Origin of the sequence: Undibacterium sp. Dicai25W (assembly GCF_049340505.1) — a bacterium.
Lineage (GTDB): Bacteria > Pseudomonadota > Gammaproteobacteria > Burkholderiales > Burkholderiaceae_D > Undibacterium > Undibacterium jejuense.
The window spans coordinates 12,851-35,885 of sequence record NZ_JBMPOQ010000005.1; the positions used below are offsets into that span (position 1 = coordinate 12,851).

Genomic DNA, 23,035 nt, shown 5'->3' on the forward strand with positions numbered 1-23,035 from the left:
CTCACTACTCTTCTATCGATTAAACCCAACAATAAACAAGGAAATCAGAACTCTTCCCAGGCATCACCGTCACCCGCTGGAGCCGACTCAGCTTTTGGCTTTGATGCTTTTGCACTAGAAAGATTTGAACTGATCGCCTTCGCTTTTATTTTTGGACTCTGACTAACGGTAGTCTTTTTAACTGGAGCAAAAGATGTTTTAACTTGGGACGTCGCATTCACTTTGAAAACGCTGACCGCCTGACCCAGCGCGATTGCTTGCTCTTCCATACTTTCAGCCGCTGCTGCTGCCTGCTCAACCAAAGCGGCATTTTGCTGGGTCATCTCATCCATTTGCGTAATGGCAAGGTTAACTTGCTCAATACCTGCGCTTTGCTCCTGACTTGCAGCAGTAATTTCACTCATAATGTCGGCAACATGTTGGACGCTAGTGACGATTTCATTCATGGTTTTACCAGCCTCATCAACCAATTTACTACCTTGGTCAACTTTGTCAACAGAGTCACCTATCAGGGACTTAATTTCCTTCGCTGCACTGGCGCTTCGCTGCGCAAGGTTACGCACTTCGGCAGCGACCACAGCAAATCCACGTCCCTGCTCTCCGGCTCTCGCGGCCTCTACTGCGGCGTTTAAGGCCAAAATATTAGTTTGAAATGCGATCCCGTCGATAACACCTATAATGTCAACAATCTTGCGAGAACTTTCTTTGATTGATCCCATGGTACTGACAACTTGCCCAACTACCGCCCCCCCTTTGACTGCTACACTTGATGCTGAAACGACGAGTTGATTTGCTTGACGTGCATTATCTGCATTTTGACGTACCGTGCTAGTCAGCTCTTCCATAGAACTTGCCGTCTCTTCCAAAGAACTAGCTTGAGATTCAGTTCGGCTAGACAAGTCGGCGTTTCCAGAGGCGATTTCCTGAGACGCCACAGTAATTGTTTCAGTCCCATTACGAACCTGACCAACAGTAGAAGCCAAACTGTCATTCATGTTTTTCAACGCAGCTAGCAAAAGCGCGACTTCATCACTACCTTCTACCGTGACCTGGCTACGTAAATCCCCGCTTGCTACTGTCTCTGCTAATTCCAACGCTTCGGTCAATGGCTTAGTAATACTATTCGTCAATATCCAGGCAAAAAACGCACCCAATCCCAAGGCGCATAGCAAGATCAAATATAAACTATACGTGAGCCTTGCCCCCGTCTTGGCCGACGATTCAAAAACATCTTTCGAAGTAGCATCTTGCAACTCAACTAGCTTATTAATTCCTGCAATTGACTTACTACTTAACGGTTCAAGAACTGTCGTAATGATCTTGACGGCTCCTTCGCCATTAAACGCCAATGCTTGCCCAACCGCATCTTTGAACGGTTGCTCACTTTGCTTATCGAGCTTTTCCACATCACTCAAGATATTTTTTTCTTCATTACTCAAACCGAGGAGAGAAATTTTTTCTTTTGCCTCCTGGTAAATTTTTCGCTGACCTTTTACTTTTCCCTCTTCTTTTTGCATCTCTCCGACATCGGACTGAATACCGATATTGCGCATAGCGATACCAGCTTCATACAGGGAGTTTTTCATTGAATTTGCTAATGCTTGCTTTTGACTCGCCAGACTGAGGTGCTCAGTCATTTCTGTTCGATTAGAGGAACTCATTGCATTAACGAAAAGCATTACTACAACAATTCCACCTAAGATAAGTGCAAAACCGATTCCTAATCGTGCACCAATTTTTAAATTGCGCAAATTCATACACTTATCTCCAAAAAAGTTATTACTTCAGCCAACCAAAGAAAAGTTCAATGGCTACTGGACTAAACTGAATGGTCAACCAAGCCCATTTCTGGACTCGACATCAATTTGTCGATATCAACCAAAATCAACATCCTGTCTTCCAACGTCCCCAACCCAATCAAAAATTCAGTGTTAAATGTTGTCCCCATTTCCGGCGCAGGACGAACCTGGTCCGGCATTAACGTCGTCACGTCAGACACGCTATCGACCACCATCCCTACGATACGGCCCTCGATATTGAGAATAATGACCACCGTAAACTGATCGTATGTCGGGCTTCCCAAATTAAACTTAATGCGCATATCAACTACCGGTACGATAATCCCACGCAAATTGATGACGCCTTTAAGAAATTCTGGAGCATTGGCAATACGCGTTACCGCCTCGTAACCGCGAATTTCCTGCACTTTCAAAATATGAATACCATACTCCTCATTACCTAAAGTAAATGCGAGAAATTCATGCCCGGCAATATCTGCTTCTGCGTGTCCGCCGTGTGAATTTTGGTCATTAATAGATTGTGCACCTTGCGTCATTTCTTGTCCTTCATATAAATAAGTTGCTGTTTCGGTATCATTTAACTGATCTCAGGAGTGCCGACACATCTAGAATGAAAGCAACACCACCATCACCTAAGATAGTAGCCCCAGATATACCCGGGATTTTCTTGTAATTGGATTCAATGTTTTTAACAACTACTTGTTGCTGACCAACCAGATCATCAACAAACAGCGCCGCTTTTTTACCATCGACCTCAACAATCACAACGATACCTTCTGATGGGTCTAAAAATTTCGGCTCCAAGTCAAATTTTTGGTAGAGCGGAACGAGCGGCAAGTATTCATCCCTGACTTTAATTACTTTGCCTTTACCATTAACTTCTTTGACATCCTCTTTCGCAGGCTGTAAGGATTCAACAACAAAACCTAACGGCAAGATATAAATCTCTTCACCAAGCTTAATCGACATACCATCAAGAATCGCCAACGTCAAAGGAAGAGAAATGATAATCGTGGTGCCATAACCTTTTGCGGACCGTATATCTACCACGCCGCCCATCGCAGTAATATTACGTTTAACCACATCCATACCGACACCACGACCAGAAACGTCAGTAACAATTTCAGCCGTGGAAAATCCTGGAGCAAAAATGAGTTGCCACACTTCGGGATCGGACATCGAATCAGGAGCGGTTAAACCATTCTGACGCGCTTTAGCTAAGATTTTTTCGCGATGCAGACCACCGCCATCGTCACTGACTTCAATTACGATGTTTCCGCCTTGATGAACAGCAGACAAAGAAAGACGACCAGTTTCACTCTTACCGACTTCTTTCCGTGCAGCAGGCATTTCGATACCATGATCGATACTATTTCTTACCAAATGAGTAAGCGGATCAACAATGCGCTCGATTAAGCCCTTATCCAACTCTGTCGAGGCACCATAAGTAACGAATTCAACTTTTTTGCCGAGTTTTGTTGCCAGATCTCTGACCATGCGTGGGAAACGAGAGAATACATAGTCCATTGGCATCATACGAATCGACATGACTGCTTCTTGCAAATCACGCGTATTACGCGTGAGGTGCGCGACGCTATTGAGCAGTCGCTCATTAGCAATCGGATCCAGATCCTGGGTGCGTTGCTCTAGCATCGCCTGGGTTATTACCAACTCACCAATCAGATTAATCAGTTGATCTACCTTCTCGATCCCAACCCGGATCGTAGAAGACTCTTGAGAAGTATGGCTTTTTTCATTTTCTTTTTTTACAGCGACTTTCTTCTCAATATTTGCAAGCGGATTGACGATATTAGAAACTGAAGAACTTGAATTATCCGGCGCATTGTTCGTTTCGGATTGACCTTCAAGAGGCGGGAACATCGATTCAAGGGGCTCGAAAAAGCCATAACCCAAATCTTCTTCAGATTGCGCATCCTGCTTTTGAGCACTTTGTTCTGGCAATGCCTCTTCGGTGATCGAAAGGCAATCCGGATCTAAAATAAACGAGCAAATGGAGATAATGTCATCTTTACCTTCATTGGTTCGCAAGTGAAGGACGACCTTGTCAGCATGAGCATCGCCGCGTAAGATCATGCCAAGTAAACCCAACTCAGCCATCAAAGCACTGGCATCACCTTCGCTCACATTTGGTAGTTCGATTTTATAAGCAGATTTATAAACAATGGAGCCATGATCAACGACTTCGACTGGCGGAGGCGGAGGCGGAGTAAACGATGGAACGTCCTGCGACAGCGACTGCAATAACATCCTGACATCCGCGACCGCATCTTGATCAACCGGCGTCCCTAAGCGATGACCGTCCAATTGCATCTTAAGAATATCTTTGGCGATCAAAAAAGCGTCAACGTGATCACCCGTTAACGCCATTTCACCTTTTCTGATTTTATCCAGCAACGACTCTAAGACATGCGTGACTTCCGTCATGTCATTCAAGCCGAATGTCGACGCGCCACCTTTGATTGAATGCGCCGCACGAAAAATAGCATTCAGATCCTCTGGATCAGGAGCGGAAATATCGACCGCAAGCAACAATTTTTCCTTCTCTGCCAGAAGCTCATCCGCCTCATCAAAGAAGACTTGGAAAAACTGACTCATGTCAATCGTCATTATTAAACTCCGAGATTTACATTGGCACGACAAAAATGCAAAGCGACATTACTTAGCCGATTACTTTTTTTACTACTTCTGTTAATTTTTGAGGATCAAAAGGCTTAACCAACCAACCATTCGCTCCCGCAGCACGCCCCTTTGCCTTCATGTCATCACTGGACTCAGTTGTCAGCATCAGAATTGGCACCCGTTGGTATGTTGCCAGACCTCTTAAAGACTTAATCAAAGTAAGACCATCCATGCGTGGCATGTTTTGATCAGTCAAAACTAAATCAACGACTTGGTTACGTGCCTTTTCAAGCCCATCTTGCCCGTCTACAGCTTCAATGACTTGATATCCCGCAGCTTTCAGACTAAAAGCGACCATCTGTCTCAAAGAGCCAGAATCGTCAACTGCTAAAATTGTCTTGGCCATAATTACTCCGTTTTACCAATTAAAGGCAAAATGCCTTGAGGGTTTTTTCAAACTAAAATAATTCAATATCACCACTATCCAGATGCTTTTGGTGAACCGCTTTTCTCAACAAATCTTTCAGATCCGCACTCTGTTTTTCCAAACGCAACGTCGTCTCTTTCAACAAATGGGCAATATCATCACTTTCTGTATCAGTAGCAATATCATCCCCAACAACACCGAGAGCAGTCAACACTTCACGCAACCCCTCACAACGCTGCATCGTACGTGAAATAAGTTGACTAGTAAGATCCTGGAATTGCAAGCAAGTTACTGCTGAATTGATATGTTGCGCTATTTCCTGTTGAATAGTTTTTAAGCGATCAATGCTATCTTCAGAAATAGATCCGGCATCAATAATCATGGAAATTTCATCCTGCTCTTTCAACACAGCAGAATGCAAAGCTAGGAAACTGACTCCGAGTTTTTCTATTGCCTCACCAAGCAACAATGCGGTTTGCGCAAGATCTGTCTCCACTTCTGACAAATGGGCGCTTCCATGGTCTGACACGCCAGACAGCAATTCTTTAACGTGGGAGCCCAACATTTTCTTTTTGGACATCTTCAGCATCCTATCCGCATAATCTAAGCCAATGAAATAATTTCAAGCACTACTTTTCCCGACTGACAGAAACTTCCGTGCTCGAATCTGCCTGGCTAGTTACTTCAACTGATCCACCATCCTGTGATGCAGATTCTTCGGCTTTTTTATTCATAACAATAATGCTGATGCGACGATTAATCGGATTTAAGGCATCATCTTTATCAAACAACACAGAAGATGATAAGCCGACTACACGCAATACTTTAGACTCATCCATACCGCCGTAAATTAACTCACGTCGTGATGCATTTGCTCGATCCGCTGACAACTCCCAATTACTATATCCTTTTTCACCCATACCATAAGGGGCAGCATCGGTGTGTCCAGACAAGCTAATTCTATTCGGAACTTCGTTTAGCGCCTTACCAATTTCGTGTAAGATTTCCTTTGTATAAGGTTGCAATTCCGCTTTAGCGGAGGCAAACATCGGACGATTCAGCTCGTCGACCATCTGTATCCGCAAACCTTCAGTTGTTATATCGAGCAAGAGCTGTTTTTTATATTGTTTAAGGGTAGGGTTTGATTCAATCACTGCCTCAATCCGCGCTTTCAAGCCCTTCAATCTTTCGGCATCTGCTTTTGCTAAAGCTGCCTCTGCTGCTTGCAGGTTATACGATTTCTTTTGCGCTTCAATGTCGCCTTTGCGATTTTGCCCTTCGCGTAAGCTGAGATCCTTACCACCACCTTTAATCACGCTTGAACTATCACCACTACCATCGCCACCAGCCATAGCCACTTTTAAAGGTGTCTGAAAATACTCAGCGATACCCTGCAAATTTCCCTTTGCTGTCGAACCAAGCAACCACATCAACAAGAAAAATGCCATCATCGCCGTCACAAAATCTGCGTATGCGATTTTCCACGCACCGCCATGATGACCACCAGCCACTTTTTTAATGCGTTTAACAATGATGGGGCGTAATTCTTCGTTTGCCATAATTAACCTTCTCCAGTCATATTATTTTGACTTGGACTGCTTAATATGCTCTTCAAGCTCACTAAACGTCGGACGTTCAGTTGAATACAGAACCTTGCGACCAAACTCAACCGCCAAGGCAGGCGCATAGCCATTCAAACTTGCCAGCAAAGTCACTTTGATACATTGAAAAGTTTTAGAAGATTCATCCATTTGCTGCTCCATCAGCCCAGCCAAAGGACCAACGAAACCATACGCCAGCAAAATACCCAAAAACGTACCAACCAAGGCATGCGCAATCAATATCCCCAGTTCAGCAGGTGGAATACCCACTGACTCCATCGTATGCACCACCCCCATCACAGCAGCAACAATACCAAATGCCGGAAGACCATCACCTAACTTTGCGATGAAATGAGCAGGAACAGCAGCCTCGTGGTGATGAGTTTCCAACTCATTATCCATCAAATTCTCGATCTGAAACGCGTCCATATTGCCCGATACCATCAACCGCAAATAATCACCAATAAATTCCATCATATGATGATCATGTACGATCGCAGGGTACTTACTAAACAACGGACTTTCTTCTGGCTTCTCGATATCACCTTCAATTGACATTAAACCTTCTTTGCGCACCTTCGTCAGGACGTCAAACAACATAGTCATCAATTCCATGTATAAAGCTTTGGTGTATTTGGACCCTTTAAAAACACCTGGCACAGCCTTCAAAGTTGCTTTGAGACTTTTGGCATTATTTCCTACCAGGGAAGCACCAACAGCCGCGCCCCCAATCATTAACAACTCCAATGGCTGAAACAAGACTGCCAAATGGCCACCGGCCATTGCGAAGCCGCCAAACACCGAACCCATAACGACAATATAGCCAACGATGACTAACACGGAACTTACTCCTTGAAGGAAAATCTACGCTTAAATAACTTTCTCCTATCATAGCAGTCCAATCCATAGGAGGCACTTGAAATGCAACAAATAAGAGTTAAAAAAGGTTGATTCAGAGAATTAAATACCCCATTGCTACATTAAATTTTCCAAACGTACAATACAGGTGCATTTTCCGCCGTTTGTATCTCGGTAAAGGCCGGAACATCAGGAACACAAAATTCGTAGCTTAAAAAAAGTGTGCCAGGCGACATCTCATTTTGCACCTTCACCCATATTTCTGACATGACAACCGGCGATAAATAAGAGAAAACAACATTAAACTTTGAAAAATCAAGGTCTTCGTATTTCCCCAGAGAAAATTTCAAATTTTTAATGCCATAAAATTTCCCAAGTGCAACACTTATTAACCATGGAAACATTGCAATCTCCACACCAGCGACAGACCATTGGGGGCGCGCCTTTGACAAGTCAAAAAGTAGGCCACCAAAACCACTACCAACATCTAAAAATTTGACATCTTGCTCGTCAGGAAGCAACTCAAGGATGGCAGCCGGCAAAGTAGCTTCTGATGGATAATAAGGTACGCGAGTACGAAAAGTTGAACCGAAAATCAGAAACAAAACAAAAAACAACAACAAGCTGATTATCGGTGGAAGCCGTATATACAGTGCAAAAACAACTGCAACAGGAAAAAAGAATTCGATGACGCGCCACCACCAATCCATCCCACAGACGTAGGCAAGGCTTAAGGATGCAGTGGATTGCAACGCAAGAAGTACAAAGAATGGAATTAAGTAGCCAAACAAGTGTTTACTTGCAATGGCAAGTGTGACGCATACGGCAAGTGATGCAACTTGAATGAGAAGTGCGCGTACAGCCGGAGAATGTATTTTTTTAATCTCCGGAGGAACATGGCTTTCGCGACTGTTGGATGACGCTAATTCCAAGACCCCTCCCAAAGATTATTAAGCCACCATCTCCAAAGAAGAATCGGCGTCTTTAGCCTTTTTAGTCTTGCCCGCTCTCGAAGGGACATGACAAAGACCACACTTATAATGATCGTGCAAATCAAGAGAATGCGCAACAAAATGCCCGCCACATTCACAACATTTTGCAAATGTTAGCATTTTTCCCTCAAAAAATCTCACCAGAGTCCACGCACGCGTCAATGAAAGTACCGCATCATCAGCAGAAGCACAACCAACTTGCTCGAGGTACAGACGATATGCCTTGACGATTGCTTCAACACCAAACACCTCGGCATGCTCATTGAGGTATTTGTAAATATTCATAAACAAAGAAGAGTGAATATTTGGCTGCCAGGTGACAAACCAATCCGTAGAAAAAGGCAACATCCCTTTTGGTGGAGAAACGCCCTTCAACTCTTTATAAATCTTGAGCAAACGTTCACGAGACAGAGATGTTTCTGACTCAAGCAGCTGCAATCTCGCGCCAAGATTGACCAGATCTACAGCCAATTGAATTTCATGCGCCTCAGTCACTACACTTTTAATAGCCATCACAGCCTCCATCCAAAAGAATATCGAAACAACTCAATGAATTTCTTCAATTGGTTGTCCAGCCATCAGGATTGCCGCATGTGAATGCGCGAGTGCACGTTCTTTGTTGTAGTTGGTCAGCATACAAAGAATTGAACTATCTTCAAACCGGAAGCGGGCCAGCATCATATTTGAACCAGCCAATTTCAAGATTTGTGAATTATTCAAACCTTCGATCAAGTCCGCGATTTCTTTTCCGATGCCGAGGCGGAAGATAGCAGTAGCTTTATCAGCACGTATCATTTGCTGCGCCAGCATTAAGTAGCTCAGGTTTGCGTCGCGAATTTCAGCCATCATATCGTTCTGTGTCATGTTCCCACCCTCCGTTCCATTTTTCAAAGGCCATATTCCGTTGCCAGTGAGACAGATTGTGAGCGCACGCAAAAACGCCGTGTATAGGCAATACACGGGATTTAATTCCAGAAAAACAGGCATAATCTCGTAGGAAAAAATCCTACAAGAAATAATTGATAACGAGCATAAAAAATATGCTGTTTATATTGAATTTTATTTTTTCCACTATATCGGAAAAATTCCCAACAAAATCAAACACTTAAATGTAAAAAACCAAATTAGCGTTTTCTCTTAATATCATTAACGGCAAAAAAAACAGGAACTTTAGGGGTTTTTTTAAAAAAATTTAAAAATATTTTTCTTACTTTTATTAACGGCGGCGATCAGAAAAACTTTAATTTTTTTTTGATTTTTTTTTACTACCAACATGTAATTATGCAAAATCGCAACAGCTATCCGCTCGCCGAAAAGAAAATCCCCCTCATTTGAGGGGGATTTAATAGCCAAAAAAACAAGAATACAGCAATTTACTGAGCCGGTGTACGCCAGATACATGATTGACGTAACTGCTTATCCAGCCCGGACAAGAGATTTTCATGCTCCGTTAGCTCAACCTCATCTGCAGGCCTGACCAATACATCACCCACAGGAAGATCAATCACTTGCGACTCCTGAACAACAGGCGCAACTTCCTCTTCCAGATCAATGGCAAAGCTATTTTGCCCACGTGACATTGCCAAGAAAACATCCGCCAACAGCTCAGCATCCAATAAAGCACCGTGCAGCTTGCGGTGAGCATTAGAAATTTCATAACGATCACACAAAGCGTCCAACGAATTTCGCTTACCTGGATGCAATTCTTTTGCCTGCACCAAGGTATCAATAACAGTTTCGACATAATCGCCGAACAAACCAAGACCCAAGCGGGAAAATTCTGCATTTAAGAACGAAAGATCGAACGGTGCATTATGGATAACAACCTCAGCACCCTGAATGTATTCGCAAAACTCTTTTGATATCTCACCAAATTTAGGCTTATCACTCAGGAACTCGGCGGTCAAACCGTGGACGGCGAGCGCCCCCTCCTCCGACTCCCGTTCTGGATTGATGTATTGATGAAAGTTATTGCCAGTTAATTTACGATCTATCAACTCGACGCAGCCAATTTCAATAATACGGTTGCCATCCCGGACATTTAAACCCGTTGTTTCCGTATCTAAAACGATTTGTCTCAGAATTTTTTTCATTTACTTACCTTATTATTTCATGCCGCAAACAAATAGCGATAGTGATTCAGGCTAATCAGCAACCCAGTCAAGCACTAAATGAGTTCCCACTTGAGTATTGACAGATTCCGAACAGTATTGCGACTGCATTCCAACCCCTGCGGCATATACAAGCTCACTACCAATAGATACAAAAGGCAATTGTTGGCGCACCCAAAATGGGATACGCAGCGCTTGATAATGACTCTTCATATCGCGGGTAGATCTATTTTCTGCCAATTTCAAACGCTCCCCCCCGCGCCGCAAATGCAAGCAAAGCGCTTGCTGCTGCAACCAATCGGGGCTCAATCCGCGACTTCCACGCCTGAAATGCAACGTCCCATGAAAATCAGGAAATGGCATCGAGGATTCTCCATTCCAGGTAAACGCAACACTCAATGCGCCGTCAACTGCTTCACGCGCACGATCTGCTGCGTATATTTTTTCCTGATAACGATGAATTGCCAGTTTCTCATGATAAATCGTTATTCGGGCATCGCCTTTGGCCTCAAATAGCTGCTTGCAAATCTCATTCAGGCGTGAAGTAGATGGCATACGCACATCAAACTTAGAAAGCCACAAACGAAATAGATTATTAATCCGTTCGGCGTTTAATGCGCGCATGCGTTGGAGGTCAAGATCCAGCATCTGCCCCGACGAACAATGCGCGAGGTCTTGCCCTGCCAAAGCCTCCGCCAAATTTTGCGCCGATTGCATATGCTTTGCAGTACGTGACATGCGACCGGCAAATCCTGGCGAAATCTGCTCAAGAACAGGCATCACCTGAAGCCTTAACGCATTTCGAAGATAACGCCCGTCCTCATTCGACTCATCCTGGATGTAAGAGATTTGATTTTCGCGCGCGAAATGTTCGAGCTCCACCCGAGAAACATCAAGCAAAGGTCGCATCATCATCACCGATGGCGTGCCAAATAAACCGGGTGCAAAATTAAAACGATTCATACCAGAGAGCCCAGCCACACCTGATCCGCGCAACATCTGCATCAACAAGGTTTCCGCTTGGTCATCCTGATGATGAGCTGACAACAAGATCTCTGTTTTCGATGCAACGCTCATTCTACCAAGCGCAAGATAACGACCTTTTCTGGCGCTTCCCTCAATACCATCGCCTTCATTGTTAGTGACAACAATTTTCTCGAAGGCAAGAGAGATACCCAATTTCTGGCAGTTTAATTCGCAATGTACAAGCCAATCGTCCGCATTCGGACTGAGTCCATGATGTACATGGAACGCGCTAAGGGGAATACCGCGCAAACGACAATATTCAGCAGTCAGGGATAATAAAACAGATGAGTCTAAGCCGCCGCTATAAGCAACAGCCAGACCACATTCAGAAGGGACTTTTCCTGATTCCAAAAAAATCGAATTTAAGGTCTCAGAAAAGTGATGCATCAGTGCACCACTTAAACTACTTGCGGTCATTCGGATAACTTATTCTGATACCTTAGTTTCCTTAAATTTGCCATAGCTCATTAATTTCTCATGACGTGCCGCTAACAAATCTTTGGTTTTTACGCCTTGGAACTGGCGCAGTGTATCGGCAAGTGCACGCTTGACCAGTGCACACATCTGCTTAGGATCGCGATGCGCGCCACCCAGCGGTTCATTAATAATTTTATCGATCAGACCCATAGCCTTCAGTCTGTGCGCTGTCAAACCCAAGGCTTCCGCAGCGTCTGCTGCGCGATCAGAGGTTTTCCATAAAATGGAAGCACATCCCTCAGGAGAAATCACTGAATATGTCGCATATTGCAACATCAACACCGCATCGCCTACAGCCAATGCTAAGGCACCACCAGAACCACCTTCACCAATGATGGTCGCTATCAAAGGTACCTTGAGTTCAGCCATGACATATAGATTATGACCAATCGCTTCAGATTGTCCGCGCTCTTCGGCATCGATACCTGGCCAGGCACCAGTCGTATCAACAAACGTAAATACGGGGATATCAAATTTCTCAGCCAATTTCATCAGGCGCATCGCCTTGCGATAACCTTCTGGTTTTGGCATGCCAAAGTTACGCAATGCGCGTTCCTTGGTGTCACGGCCTTTTTGGTGACCAATGACCATACAGGCCTGACCGTTAAAACGAGCCAATCCGCCGACAATTGACAAATCATCCGCAAAACTACGATCACCATGGAGCTCATGAAAATCAGTAAAAATCTGATTAATGTAGTCCATAGTGTATGGACGTTGAGGATGACGCGAAATCTGCGACACCTGCCATGGAGTCAACTTTGCATAGATATCTTTAGTCAACATCTGACTCTTTTTAGATAATCTATCAATTTCTTCAGAGATATCTACCGCGGAATCATCTTGAACAAATCGCAACTCTTCAATTTTTGATTCTAGTTCAGCAATAGATTGCTCAAAACTCAGGAATGTCGTTTTAGTCATCGTGCCCCCTTAAATCCACACGAGTTAAAAAAAGCTTTATTAGGCAAATTTAAGGCAAAAGCCAATAAAAGGAGTTAGCGTGCGCCATAACTTCTCATTAATCCGCAGACCAATAAGAGTAGTTGAGACCTCAGATTGCTCTGTCAGATTTGCCAATATTTATATTTCCAATATCGCTCCCCGTCAGAAACGGAGAATTACAAGAAAATATTTGAACGGAGCAGATTAAATATCAAAAACAACCATTCTGTCCAGCTTCACATGCTCGAAAAATTTATCAGACGAGAATTGCGCCCTACTCCGCTTATTTTCCGTCAATTTGGGTGGCCGCAAAACCGTGAGCTCTTAACCTCAGGATAATTTAAGCACCACATTGAGAGCAAATTAGGTGAACTCCAAGCCCCCAAAAGAGCTAATTGGGAAATAATTTTGGCTTTTTTCCCAAAAAACACATGATAGTGTGCCCCAGTAGCATGTTTCTATGATCAAAAGCCCATTGTGCCGCACTTATTTGATAAGATGGCACTTTATTATAGTTTCAGTATAACATTACCGCCTTCATGTTCAGTCAACCTCTGATAAATCTAAGCCAGAACACCATGCGCCAAACCATTAGAAGTATCTTTGTTATTTCCAATCTATCTCTAGCGCTTATCGCGACCTCATCCTTCGCAGATGAAGCAAGCGATATAGGAAAACTGCTTCGCGCCGGACAAACAACTGAAGCTTTGCAAAAAGTCGATAATGCGCTGACTACTAAGCCCAAAGACGCGCAATTGCGCTTTTTGAAGGGGCTCATTCTTACTGAGCAAAACAAATCAGCAGAAGCAATTACTGTTTTTTCTAAACTGACTGACGACTATCCTGAATTACCAGAGCCATATAATAACCTGGCGGTTTTATACGCTGCTTCGGGACAATACGATAAAGCGCGTGCTTCGCTGGAAATGGCGATCCGCACTAATCCTACATATGGGACTGCGCACGAAAATCTGGGTGACGTCTATGCCAAGCTGGCGAGTCAGGCCTATGACAAGGCATTGCAATTAGATTCAGGCAACGCCACTGCCAAACTAAAACTGACTATGGTAAGAAATCTGGTCGGCAACTCAGGTGGCGTCAACCCAAAAATTAACCCGGCCCCAGCCACCCTGATTGCTCAGGCTTCCCCCGCGAAAGCTCCGGCTGCAACACCTGCCGCCCCCGCCAAAGCTGAAGCTCCAAGCAAACCAGAGGCCAGCCCAGCCAAAGCTGATCCAGTCAGTACAAAATCCAAACCAGCTCCTGCAGTTGACAAAGACGACGATGAAGTCATCAAAACGGTAGAGAATTGGGCAAAGGCGTGGAGCAATAAAGATACCAACGCTTATTTGACGCACTACGCAAAAGATTTCCAGACCCCAAAAGGCGAATCACGTAAGTCCTGGGCTGAAGAACGCCGCAATCGCATTGAAGGTAAAGGTCGTATCAACGTAAAGCTCGAGAGCATTAAAGTCAGCGTTGATGACAATGAAGCCACCGTTAAATTTCGCCAGATTTACACATCCGACCAGTTGACAGCAAATAGCCGCAAGACTTTGGTCATGGTCAAGCAAGATGGCAAGTGGCAAATCAAGCAGGAGCGCGCGGGTAGCTGATGTTTTTCTCTGCGTTTAAACATACTTCGACCAAATTACTGGCTGCGAAGAAGCATAGCTGCGCCTTTACCTTACTTTCGTGCCTGGCAACGCTGTTGCCAGCATCGATGGTTGAGGCTAAGACACATGCAAGCAAAGCGTCCGCATCTGAAATGAGCTCCGACTCACCCAATCCGGATACGTTACTGATCGAGGTTTACCAAAATCTTTCCAATAACAAATTACAAGCGGCGCAGGAAAAGGTAGATCAATTGATTGAAGCCTATCCGCATTTTCAATTAGCTCATCTGATTCGGGGTGATTTACTGATGATGCACGCACGGCCAGTTACCAGCTTCGGTGCCGGGGCAAATGCGCAGGCGGACAAGCTCAAGGAAATGCGCGATGAAGCTGCAATGCGCATCAAATCCTATCGCGAACGCCCAAATCCGGCATTGATTCCGAAAATGGTTCTGCAACTCCGAGACGATCAAAAGCAAGTACTGGTAGTCGACGCCAATAAGTCCCGACTATATCTCTATGAAAATGTTGGTGGTCAACCTAAACTCTTGAGCGACCACTACATAAGTCACGGCCGATTCGGGATCAACAAATTCAAAGAAGGTGATCAAAAAACGCCTTTAGGCGTCTATTACATTACCAGTCGACTCTCCGGTGGAAAATTGCCTGATTTTTATGGCCCTGGCGCACTTCCCCTGAATTATCCCAATGAATGGGACAAAATTAATGGACGCAGTGGCTCCGGCATCTGGTTACATGGGATGCCCTCAGCCAATTTCAGCCGTCCACCGCTTGCTTCAGATGGCTGCGTCGTGTTAACGAACCCTGATTTCTTAAAAATCTCTGCCTTGGTTGATATAGGCAAAACACCTGTCATCATCAGTGATCAGGTAGAGTTTGAAAATCAGGCAAAATGGCTTGCAGATCGCCAGTTTGCTGCAAAGTTACTCGATGACTGGCGACTGGATATAGAAAGCAAAAATGCTAATCGCATCTTTGCCAATTACTCCCGCAACTTTAAATCTCTCCAAGGAGAAGATTTAAATGCCTGGTTTTCAAAACAAAGGCAAAATTGGGAAGCCTGGACAAATCCCGTCATACAATTGAAGAATGTCACGCATTTCCGTTATCCTGGGAAAGATGAAATTATCGTCAGCACTTTCACTCAGGAAACTCAATCCGGCAAAACCAAAACGAGCGTCCGTAAACGCCAGTATTGGCTCAAAGAGTCAAACAAATGGCGAATTGTTTATGAAACAACCGTCTAAATACAGGAGTTAAAGTGAAATCAGCAACTACAAAATTAGTTGGACTGCTACTCAGTGCTATGCTGAGCCTGAGTGCCACACAGACATTCGCTGACGAATTGCCTAAAGTATCAATCAAAACCAATCTAGGCGAAATCGTGGTAGAGCTCTACCCTGAGGCTGCACCAAAAACCGTTGATAACTTCATTAAATATGTCAAAGCGGGTCAATACAAAGGCACGATTTTTCACCGCGTAATTGATAACTTCATGATTCAGGGCGGTGGCTACGATAAAAATATGAAAGAAAAACCAACTGGCAAGCCGATCGCCTCCGAGGCAGCGCTGGCTTTGGAAAAAGGGGTGAAGAACGATCTGGGTACCATTGCAATGGCGCGTACAGAAGATCCGAATTCGGCAACAGCCCAATTTTTCATCAATGTCAGAGATAATGATTTTTTAAATCATCAGCCTTTACCTGCGGGCGATCCTGTAGAATTTAATTACCGTGGCAACATAACCAAAGCACCACGAAAGCAAGCCTTAATTGCCACTGCCGGCTATACACCCTTTGGCAAAGTTATCAAAGGCATGGATGTTGTTGAAAAAATTAAAGCTGTTGAAACAAGTGATTCACACATGATGCAAAATGTCCCCAAAAGGGACATCATCATAGAATCAGCAACTGTTATAAAATAAATTTCCTGATACCTTATTTTCATCCCTTATTTTCACCCCATTACCAAGGAATATTATGGCCATTCTCATGACTACTAACCACGGCGCAATCACGATTGAGCTGGACGAAGCAAAAGCACCGAAAACCGTTGCTAACTTTCTTGCTTATGTAGCTTCCGGTCATTATGCTGGGACTATTTTTCACCGTGTCATTGACGGCTTCATGATTCAGGGCGGCGGCTTTGAACCTGGCATGAACCAAAAAGATACATTGGATGCAATCGAAAATGAAGCTAGCAATGGCTTAAAAAACGAGCGTTACTCAATCGCGATGGCACGTACTGGCGCACCACACTCTGCAACAGCACAGTTCTTCATCAATACAGCAAATAACAGCTTCCTCGACTATCCTGGTCAAGATGGCTGGGGCTACTGTGTATTTGGTAAAGTAACTGAAGGCAAAGAAATCGTTGATAAAATCAAAGGTGTTAAAACATCACGCTCAGGTATGTTCCAGGACGTACCAGTTGAAGATGTCATCATCGAAAAAGTTGAAGTCATTTAACTAATTCAACTGCTTTTTCAGAACATTATTCGATTGAGTGTGAAAAATTCCGAAAAGCAAACAACAGCGCAACCCAAAATGGTTGCGCTGTTTGTTTCCGACATCCATCTTAGTCCATCGCTACCGAAAACCACCCGTGCGTTCTTGAATTTCCTGGCAGAGCAAGGAACAAAAACGGAACAACTCTACATTCTAGGAGACATGTTCGAGTATTGGGTTGGCGACGATGATATCGACGACAAATATAATGCTGAAGTTGTGCAAAGCTTGCATAAACTAACTGCAGCAGGAGTCCAGTTATTCTGGATTGCGGGCAATCGCGATTTTTTAATCGGCCAGGATTTTGCGTCAGCGACTGAAATACAGCTACTCCAAGACCCAAGCGTCATCATGGTCGCTGGAAAAAAAATCGCCATATGCCATGGCGACGCACAATGCACTGACGACATTGGTTACATACAATTCCGCGCTCAAGTTCGCAATGTTGAATGGCAACGCAATTTTCTTGCCCTCCCCCTTGCACAAAGAAAAACGATCGTCCAGGGAATGCGCGAAAGCAGTAAGATGCAACAAAGCCAGAAAGAATTGTCTATCATGGACGTCAATTCGTCTGCAATCGAGCAATTGTTCGCATCCACCGCTTGCCACTACCTGATTCACGGACACACACACCGCCCCGCTTTACATGAGCATGAAGGGCAATATCGTTATGTTTTACCAGATTGGTGCTGTGATGAATCCCCCCCCCGTGGCGGCTGGATATCCATCGATAAAGATGGAAAAATTCACCGCGTCAGCCTCAATCACTGCGAGATCACAAGCTAAGTTGATACAACGTTGGACGACAGCTCATCGCTAACTAAATGACCGGCAGCAATCGTCAAGGTTCTGCCACACCGAGCTGCAATCGAAAGATCATGCGTCACCAAAACGAGGGTAGAATTGCGTTCCCGATTAAGCGCAAACATAAGCTGAATAACAGCCTCACCGGTAACCGCATCAAGACTACCAGTGGGTTCGTCAGCGAATAAAAGAGGCGGCTCAGTCACAAATGCTCTGGCTAACGCAACGCGTTGCTGCTCGCCACCAGAGAGAAATTTCGGATAATGTTTTAAACGCGAAGACAAACCAACGCGCTCTAGCATTTTTTCCGATTTTTGCTTTGCGTCTTTATCGCCACGCAACTCTAACGGCAACATGACATTTTCCAGCGCCGTCAAATGCATCAACAGCTGGAAAGACTGAAAAACAAAACCTAAATTTTCTTTACGAAATTGCGCACGCCGGTCTTCATTCAATGCAAATAAGTCAACCCCAGCCAGATGAACCGATCCTGAACTGGGAATGTCTAAGCCAGCCAGAATACCTAGCAAGGTTGACTTACCGGAACCTGACGCACCAACAATTGCAAGCGTTTCTCCTGCTTGCACGGTAAAATCAATACCGTTCAAAATACTTAGATGTCCACTTGCGTCTTCGACTTGCTTGACCAGGTTATTAACCTCTATTGCCGTTTTTTTGCTTACTTTAGGATGTGTCATGCTGTCTTTTTTATCCTGTCGTCAATTTATGCTTCGAGCCCTGCTTTTCCTATTGATCAGCAGCTTAATGCCGTTCGCTTACGCACATTCTGCATCAAAATCTATCTTGGTGCTTGGTGATAGCTTGTCGGCAGAATATGGCTTAGTTCGCGGTCAAGGATGGGTTAGCTTGATGGAAAAAAAACTGGCAGATTTCAACCCAAATTCTACCGTGATTAATGCCAGTATCAGTGGAGAAACGACAAGTGGCGGAAAAACCAGACTACCGGCCTTGGTCAACAAACTCAAACCAGACATAGTAATTATTGAATTAGGCGGCAACGACGCTTTGCGTGGCTTAGCTCTTGCTGCATCAGAAGAAAATTTCCGCGCCATGATCACAACTGCCAAAAAGGCGAATGCGGAGGTAATTCTAGTTGGCATGCGAGTTCCGCCAAATTACGGCAAAGAATATACCCAGAGTTTTTTCTCGCTTTACGCAAAACTCGCCAAAGAACAAAAGATACATTTGGTTCCCTTTTTACTTGAAGGAATTGCCGAACGGGATGATCTTTTCCAAGCCGACAGAATTCACCCTATCGCCAACGCCCATCCTTTGATTTTAAATAACGTCTGGCCGCAGTTAATGCATTTACTGACGAAATAAGCCAATGAAATATCCCGAACTGATTTATTTCGGCAGTATTGCCGAAAATCTTGCCCAATTTGATTGCATCATTGACGTCCGTAGTCCTGCCGAATTTGCTGAAGACCATATCCCCGGAGCGATTAATTGCCCGGTACTGAGTAATGAAGAACGGATACAAGTCGGCACGATGTATAAGCAAGTTGGATCATTCGAAGCGAAACGGCTCGGTGCAGGGTTGGTCGCAATGAACATTGGTCGCCACCTTGCTACCCAATTTCAGCAACAAGGAAAATCCTGGCGTCCCTTGATCTACTGCTGGCGCGGCGGCAACCGCAGTGGCAGTATGGCGTTTATTTTCTCGAAAATTGGCTGGCCAGTTGCACAGCTACAAGGTGGCTACAAAGCCTACCGTCAACACGTCAATCTATCGATTTCGGAGCTTGCAAATGCTGCGCAATGGAAAGTTCTGTGTGGTACAACTGGCAGTGGAAAAAGTCGCTTATTGAACACGCTCACATCTCTCGGCGAACAAGTTCTCGATCTCGAACAACTAGCGCAACATCGTGGCTCTGTATTGGGCGATATTCCAACCGAAAAACAACCCTCTCAAAAAATGTTTGAAAGTCGGATTTGGAATGTATTAAAAAATGCAGACCATGAACGTACTATCTACGTTGAAGCTGAGAGCAAAAAAGTTGGCAATTTGCGAGTACCGGAAACTATTATGAGCAAGATACGCGAGTCACCTTGCATTTCAATATCTATGCCTATGTCAGAAAGAGTAAATTTACTAATGGAAGACTACGCACATTTTGTACAAGATCCGCAACAACTCAACCAACAACTCAACTTTCTCAGCCATTTGCATGGAAACGAAAAAATAAATTTCTGGAAGAAGCAAGCGTTAGACGGGAATATTGCCAATGTGGTGCAAAGCTTATTGGAGGAGCACTATGACCCTGCCTACACCAAATCTATTGCACGTAATTTTTCCAAGTTCAATCAGGCGCAACAGATAAGTCAAGCAAGCTTAAGCAATGCAGATTTTGAATTGAGCGCAAAAAAAATTATTTCCCATGGATAATCTGCTCAGCCGTCAACATCCTCCAGAATACGCTGTCCCTCTTGATCTAACTCTTCAAATTGGCGGTTATTGATAGCCCACCAGAATACGCCACCAATCGCAAACACTAAGACTAAGCTTAGTGGGATTAAGAGATATAAGATATCCATAATTAATTTAAACTTTCCGACACTGCATATTCGGGCTGCGGCAACAAATACAAGCGCAGTGCATTCAATACGACAATCAGCGAACTCAAGGACATACCCAATGCGGCGTGCCATGGTTCCAGCCAACCTATCACAGCCGCCGGAATCGCGAACAAGTTGTAAGCTATTGCCCAGATCAGATTTTCTCTGATTAATCGAAATGCTTTGTTGGCTACAACAAATCCAAAATCGAGGTCACTCAAACGATTAGACATCAGCAACACATCACTACGGGTCTGAGATATAGGTGCGCCCTGCCCCATCGCAACCGCAACGTTCGCCAATGAAAGAGCGGGACCATCATTCATACCATCGCCCACCATCACTACGATTGCCCCTTCAGCCTGCAAAGACTGGACAATATTGAATTTATCTGCGGGACTAAGATTTGCTCTGGCATCGTCAATCCCACAATCACGCGCAACGGCTCGAACCACCTCATCACGATCACCAGACAACAACAATATTTTTTTGTGGCGCGCCTGTAACTTTTTGACTGTTTCAATGGCATCAACGCGTAAGGTGTCAGCCAAAGCGAACACCATCATCACACCATCCTCATCCGCCAACACGGAAACTGTTGCTTCGCGCATCGCCGTTGGGATCTCAAAAAACTGGGGATTTTTTAAACCGGATGTTGAAGCCAAACCAAGCGCAAAGTCGATACTACCCAAGCGATAAGAGCGATTATCAATCAACGCCTCTATCCCTCCGCCAGCCACTTCATGCATGTTCGTCACTTGCATTTCTGACGTATTTTCATTTTGCGCAGCCAACGCATCGGCTATCGCTCTGGCGGCAGGATGCCCCGAACCCGATGCCAACAGAAACGCAATACTCTCGGCATGCGGTACATCTCGTTGCAGCAATTGCTGCGCCACTCTGAGTTTGCCGACGGTCAAAGTGCCAGTCTTATCGAAGACAAAATGCGTCGCTTCAGCCATCGTCTGAATCGCCTTACCATTCTTTATAAGCACACCATTTTTTGCTAACAGGCCGATAGCGGCAGACATCACACCAGGAGTCGCTAAAGATAAGGCGCAAGGACAAGTCACGACAATGACGCTAATCGCAATCCACAAAGCACGGTCCGGTTCGAAAAAAGTCCAGAAGATGCCTGTCAGTAATGCGATTAACAAAATAATACTCAAAAAACGGCTTGCATGTTTATCCGCCAACAAAACTATCGGCGGCTTCTCGGTCGCTGCAGTTTCCATCATCTCTATCAATGACGACAAATGCGTTTCCGTACCGACTTTAAGTGCTTTGATAATTAAAGTACCATTCGAATTGATAGCACCTGCGATCACATTATCACCGACGGTCTTAAGCACAGGGCGCGACTCACCTGTCATCAGCGCTTCGTCGCATTCACTATGGCCTTCCAGCACAATGCCATCTGCCGGAATATGATCACCAGGCGCAACCAAAACCAGATCATCGATGTGCAAAGCTGACGCGTCCAGCGCCAAAACTTCTCGACTTTGCGGATAATTTATCAATTTTTGGGCAGAGACCGGTACCAGTTGCGTAAGCACCCTGAGTGCTGTCGTGGTCTTTTTTTGGACTTTGCTTTCGATCAAACGTGCGGACAGCAACAAAAAGACGAACATGATTGCAGAATCGTAATAGACGACACCGCCACGAAATGTTGCCCAGACACTGGCAAAAAATGTCAGCAATATTCCGAGCGACACTGGCACATCCATACCAATATGACGATTTCTCAGGTCGCGCCACGCCGCCTTAAAAAACGGCAAAGCAGAAAAACCCACGACCGGTACCGCAATCAACATGCTGGCGATTTTGAGCAATTTATCAAGATCGGGGGTCAGATCACCATCAACCTGCGGAACTGGCACCAAATACGCTGGAAACGCATACATCATGATTTGCATCATGGCGAAACCAGCGATAAACAAGCGCCACAAAGCGAGCTTGCTTTCTTTTTTTTCAAATTCGTCGGGCGATTGAGTGGCTGGCAAGGCACCATACCCAAGATGAATAATCGCAGAAATGATATTTTTAATATTATTTCTTTCTGACTGCCAGACGACCTCAGCCTTATGGGTCGCGGTATTAATTTTAAATAAATTTATACCAGGCAATTGACGAACCCGAAATTCAATCAGTTGCACGCAGGCAGCGCAATGCATGCCGGACAGGCTGATCTTTTCGGATTGAATTAATTGGTTTTCTTGTTGCTGACTCGCGATGACAGAATCGGGCTTATGATCAAAATCTGAAATAATACTCATAGCACTTCCGTTTGCACCAATTTAGCTTGCAAATACTCGTCTACCATTTTGTTGCGTTCAATCGCATGCAATATTGCCAAACATCCATGGCAGCAGACTGCCCTTGGCTGTCCATTAAATTTGATATACAAGGCTTTGGTTTCGCGCATTTTTTCGCCGCAATGATAGCAATCGATCTTTTCTACACGCTGAGTGTGAAAAGGCAACATCTCCAACAAATGAGAAAGTGAGATCGCCATAAGAAACGAACGGAAAGTAGGGATAGAAATTGGCAATAATACTATCTTAACCGATTACGCTTATTCAATCTTTGATATGCCGCAACACCATATAAGCTACGAACAAACTCTATCGT

Annotated in this window: 24 protein-coding genes; 7 read left to right on the forward strand and 17 right to left on the reverse strand. The window is 44.6% G+C overall.

Going from position 1 to position 23,035, the window contains the following annotated elements; translation table 11 throughout:
• Positions 1-44 precede the first annotated feature (44 nt).
• From ACO0KY_RS07535 to ACO0KY_RS07595, 13 genes are all read right to left on the reverse strand, one after another.
• Positions 45-1,757 (reverse strand): methyl-accepting chemotaxis protein, encoded by a 1,713-nt coding sequence (locus tag ACO0KY_RS07535; protein ID WP_423045098.1) that lies wholly within the window; start codon positions 1,755-1,757, stop codon positions 45-47.
• A gap of 62 nt (positions 1,758-1,819) precedes the next feature.
• Positions 1,820-2,335, reverse strand: coding sequence for a chemotaxis protein CheW (locus ACO0KY_RS07540; RefSeq protein WP_186911585.1), 516 nt, complete (start codon positions 2,333-2,335; stop codon positions 1,820-1,822).
• 37 nt (positions 2,336-2,372) lie between these two features.
• Positions 2,373-4,427, reverse strand: a complete 2,055-nt coding sequence (gene cheA, locus ACO0KY_RS07545; RefSeq protein WP_423045099.1) for a chemotaxis protein CheA — start codon at positions 4,425-4,427, stop codon at positions 2,373-2,375.
• A 52-nt stretch (positions 4,428-4,479) separates the two neighbouring features.
• Positions 4,480-4,845, reverse strand: coding sequence for a response regulator (locus tag ACO0KY_RS07550; protein ID WP_162020889.1), 366 nt, complete (start codon positions 4,843-4,845; stop codon positions 4,480-4,482).
• 52 nt (positions 4,846-4,897) lie between these two features.
• A complete protein-coding gene (locus tag ACO0KY_RS07555; RefSeq protein WP_423045100.1) occupies positions 4,898-5,446 on the reverse strand; it encodes a chemotaxis protein in 549 nt (182 codons plus the stop codon).
• Positions 5,447-5,495: 49 nt separating this feature from the next.
• The gene (motB, locus tag ACO0KY_RS07560) at positions 5,496-6,425 is read right to left on the reverse strand and encodes a flagellar motor protein MotB (protein WP_186911582.1); all 930 of its coding nucleotides are present in this window, start codon (positions 6,423-6,425) and stop codon (positions 5,496-5,498) included.
• A gap of 21 nt (positions 6,426-6,446) precedes the next feature.
• The gene (gene motA, locus ACO0KY_RS07565; protein ID WP_186911581.1) at positions 6,447-7,307 is read right to left on the reverse strand and encodes a flagellar motor stator protein MotA; all 861 of its coding nucleotides are present in this window, start codon (positions 7,305-7,307) and stop codon (positions 6,447-6,449) included.
• A 140-nt stretch (positions 7,308-7,447) separates the two neighbouring features.
• Positions 7,448-8,257 (reverse strand): class I SAM-dependent methyltransferase, encoded by an 810-nt coding sequence (locus ACO0KY_RS07570; protein ID WP_423045101.1) that lies wholly within the window; start codon positions 8,255-8,257, stop codon positions 7,448-7,450.
• 18 nt (positions 8,258-8,275) lie between these two features.
• A complete protein-coding gene (gene flhC / locus ACO0KY_RS07575; RefSeq protein WP_423045102.1) occupies positions 8,276-8,830 on the reverse strand; it encodes a flagellar transcriptional regulator FlhC in 555 nt (184 codons plus the stop codon).
• 33 nt (positions 8,831-8,863) lie between these two features.
• Positions 8,864-9,181, reverse strand: coding sequence for a flagellar transcriptional regulator FlhD (flhD, locus tag ACO0KY_RS07580; protein ID WP_186911578.1), 318 nt, complete (start codon positions 9,179-9,181; stop codon positions 8,864-8,866).
• Positions 9,182-9,690: 509 nt separating this feature from the next.
• Complete coding sequence (dnaQ, locus tag ACO0KY_RS07585) at positions 9,691-10,398, reverse strand: DNA polymerase III subunit epsilon (protein ID WP_423045304.1); 708 nt, start codon at positions 10,396-10,398, stop codon at positions 9,691-9,693.
• A 63-nt stretch (positions 10,399-10,461) separates the two neighbouring features.
• Positions 10,462-11,871, reverse strand: a complete 1,410-nt coding sequence (gene tilS, locus ACO0KY_RS07590; protein WP_423045103.1) for a tRNA lysidine(34) synthetase TilS — start codon at positions 11,869-11,871, stop codon at positions 10,462-10,464.
• A 9-nt stretch (positions 11,872-11,880) separates the two neighbouring features.
• The gene (locus ACO0KY_RS07595) at positions 11,881-12,855 is read right to left on the reverse strand and encodes an acetyl-CoA carboxylase carboxyltransferase subunit alpha (RefSeq protein WP_186911576.1); all 975 of its coding nucleotides are present in this window, start codon (positions 12,853-12,855) and stop codon (positions 11,881-11,883) included.
• Positions 12,856-13,454: 599 nt separating this feature from the next.
• Here ACO0KY_RS07595 and ACO0KY_RS07600 point away from each other — a divergent pair.
• The 5 genes from ACO0KY_RS07600 to ACO0KY_RS07620 are packed head-to-tail and all read left to right on the forward strand — an operon-like array spanning position 13,455 to position 17,806.
• Complete coding sequence (locus ACO0KY_RS07600) at positions 13,455-14,492, forward strand: L,D-transpeptidase Cds6 family protein (RefSeq protein WP_423045104.1); 1,038 nt, start codon at positions 13,455-13,457, stop codon at positions 14,490-14,492.
• A complete protein-coding gene (locus tag ACO0KY_RS07605; protein WP_423045105.1) occupies positions 14,492-15,760 on the forward strand; it encodes a L,D-transpeptidase family protein in 1,269 nt (422 codons plus the stop codon). Before ACO0KY_RS07600 ends, ACO0KY_RS07605 begins: the two co-directional genes overlap by 1 nt.
• 14 nt (positions 15,761-15,774) lie before the next feature.
• On the forward strand, positions 15,775-16,437 hold the full coding sequence (locus ACO0KY_RS07610) for a peptidylprolyl isomerase (RefSeq protein ID WP_423045106.1): 663 nt from the start codon (positions 15,775-15,777) through the stop codon (positions 16,435-16,437).
• A 55-nt stretch (positions 16,438-16,492) separates the two neighbouring features.
• Complete coding sequence (locus tag ACO0KY_RS07615; RefSeq protein ID WP_186911574.1) at positions 16,493-16,981, forward strand: peptidylprolyl isomerase; 489 nt, start codon at positions 16,493-16,495, stop codon at positions 16,979-16,981.
• Positions 16,982-17,020: 39 nt separating this feature from the next.
• Positions 17,021-17,806 carry a UDP-2,3-diacylglucosamine diphosphatase gene (locus ACO0KY_RS07620; RefSeq protein ID WP_423045107.1) on the forward strand — a complete coding sequence of 262 codons (786 nt, stop codon included), beginning with the start codon at positions 17,021-17,023 and terminating at the stop codon, positions 17,804-17,806.
• Here ACO0KY_RS07620 and ACO0KY_RS07625 read toward each other — a convergent pair.
• Positions 17,803-18,522 carry an ABC transporter ATP-binding protein gene (locus ACO0KY_RS07625; RefSeq protein ID WP_423045108.1) on the reverse strand — a complete coding sequence of 240 codons (720 nt, stop codon included), beginning with the start codon at positions 18,520-18,522 and terminating at the stop codon, positions 17,803-17,805. The genes ACO0KY_RS07620 and ACO0KY_RS07625 overlap by 4 nt on opposite strands.
• A gap of 67 nt (positions 18,523-18,589) precedes the next feature.
• On the opposite strand from ACO0KY_RS07625, the gene ACO0KY_RS07630 reads away from it, so the two are divergent.
• The gene (locus ACO0KY_RS07630; protein ID WP_423045109.1) at positions 18,590-19,168 is read left to right on the forward strand and encodes an arylesterase; all 579 of its coding nucleotides are present in this window, start codon (positions 18,590-18,592) and stop codon (positions 19,166-19,168) included.
• Between the two features lie 4 nt (positions 19,169-19,172).
• Complete coding sequence (gene mnmH, locus ACO0KY_RS07635) at positions 19,173-20,234, forward strand: tRNA 2-selenouridine(34) synthase MnmH (RefSeq protein ID WP_423045110.1); 1,062 nt, start codon at positions 19,173-19,175, stop codon at positions 20,232-20,234.
• Between the two features lie 5 nt (positions 20,235-20,239).
• Here the strand turns inward: mnmH and ccoS are convergent, their stop codons facing one another.
• The 3 genes from ccoS to ACO0KY_RS07650 are packed head-to-tail and all read right to left on the reverse strand — an operon-like array spanning position 20,240 to position 22,919.
• Positions 20,240-20,383, reverse strand: a complete 144-nt coding sequence (gene ccoS, locus ACO0KY_RS07640) for a cbb3-type cytochrome oxidase assembly protein CcoS (RefSeq protein WP_186911571.1) — start codon at positions 20,381-20,383, stop codon at positions 20,240-20,242.
• Positions 20,384-20,385: 2 nt separating this feature from the next.
• Positions 20,386-22,680 carry a heavy metal translocating P-type ATPase gene (locus ACO0KY_RS07645; protein WP_423045111.1) on the reverse strand — a complete coding sequence of 765 codons (2,295 nt, stop codon included), beginning with the start codon at positions 22,678-22,680 and terminating at the stop codon, positions 20,386-20,388.
• Positions 22,677-22,919 carry a heavy metal translocating P-type ATPase metal-binding domain-containing protein gene (locus ACO0KY_RS07650; RefSeq protein WP_423045112.1) on the reverse strand — a complete coding sequence of 81 codons (243 nt, stop codon included), beginning with the start codon at positions 22,917-22,919 and terminating at the stop codon, positions 22,677-22,679. The genes ACO0KY_RS07645 and ACO0KY_RS07650 overlap by 4 nt, the downstream gene beginning before the upstream one ends.
• Positions 22,920-23,035: the final 116 nt, after the last annotated feature.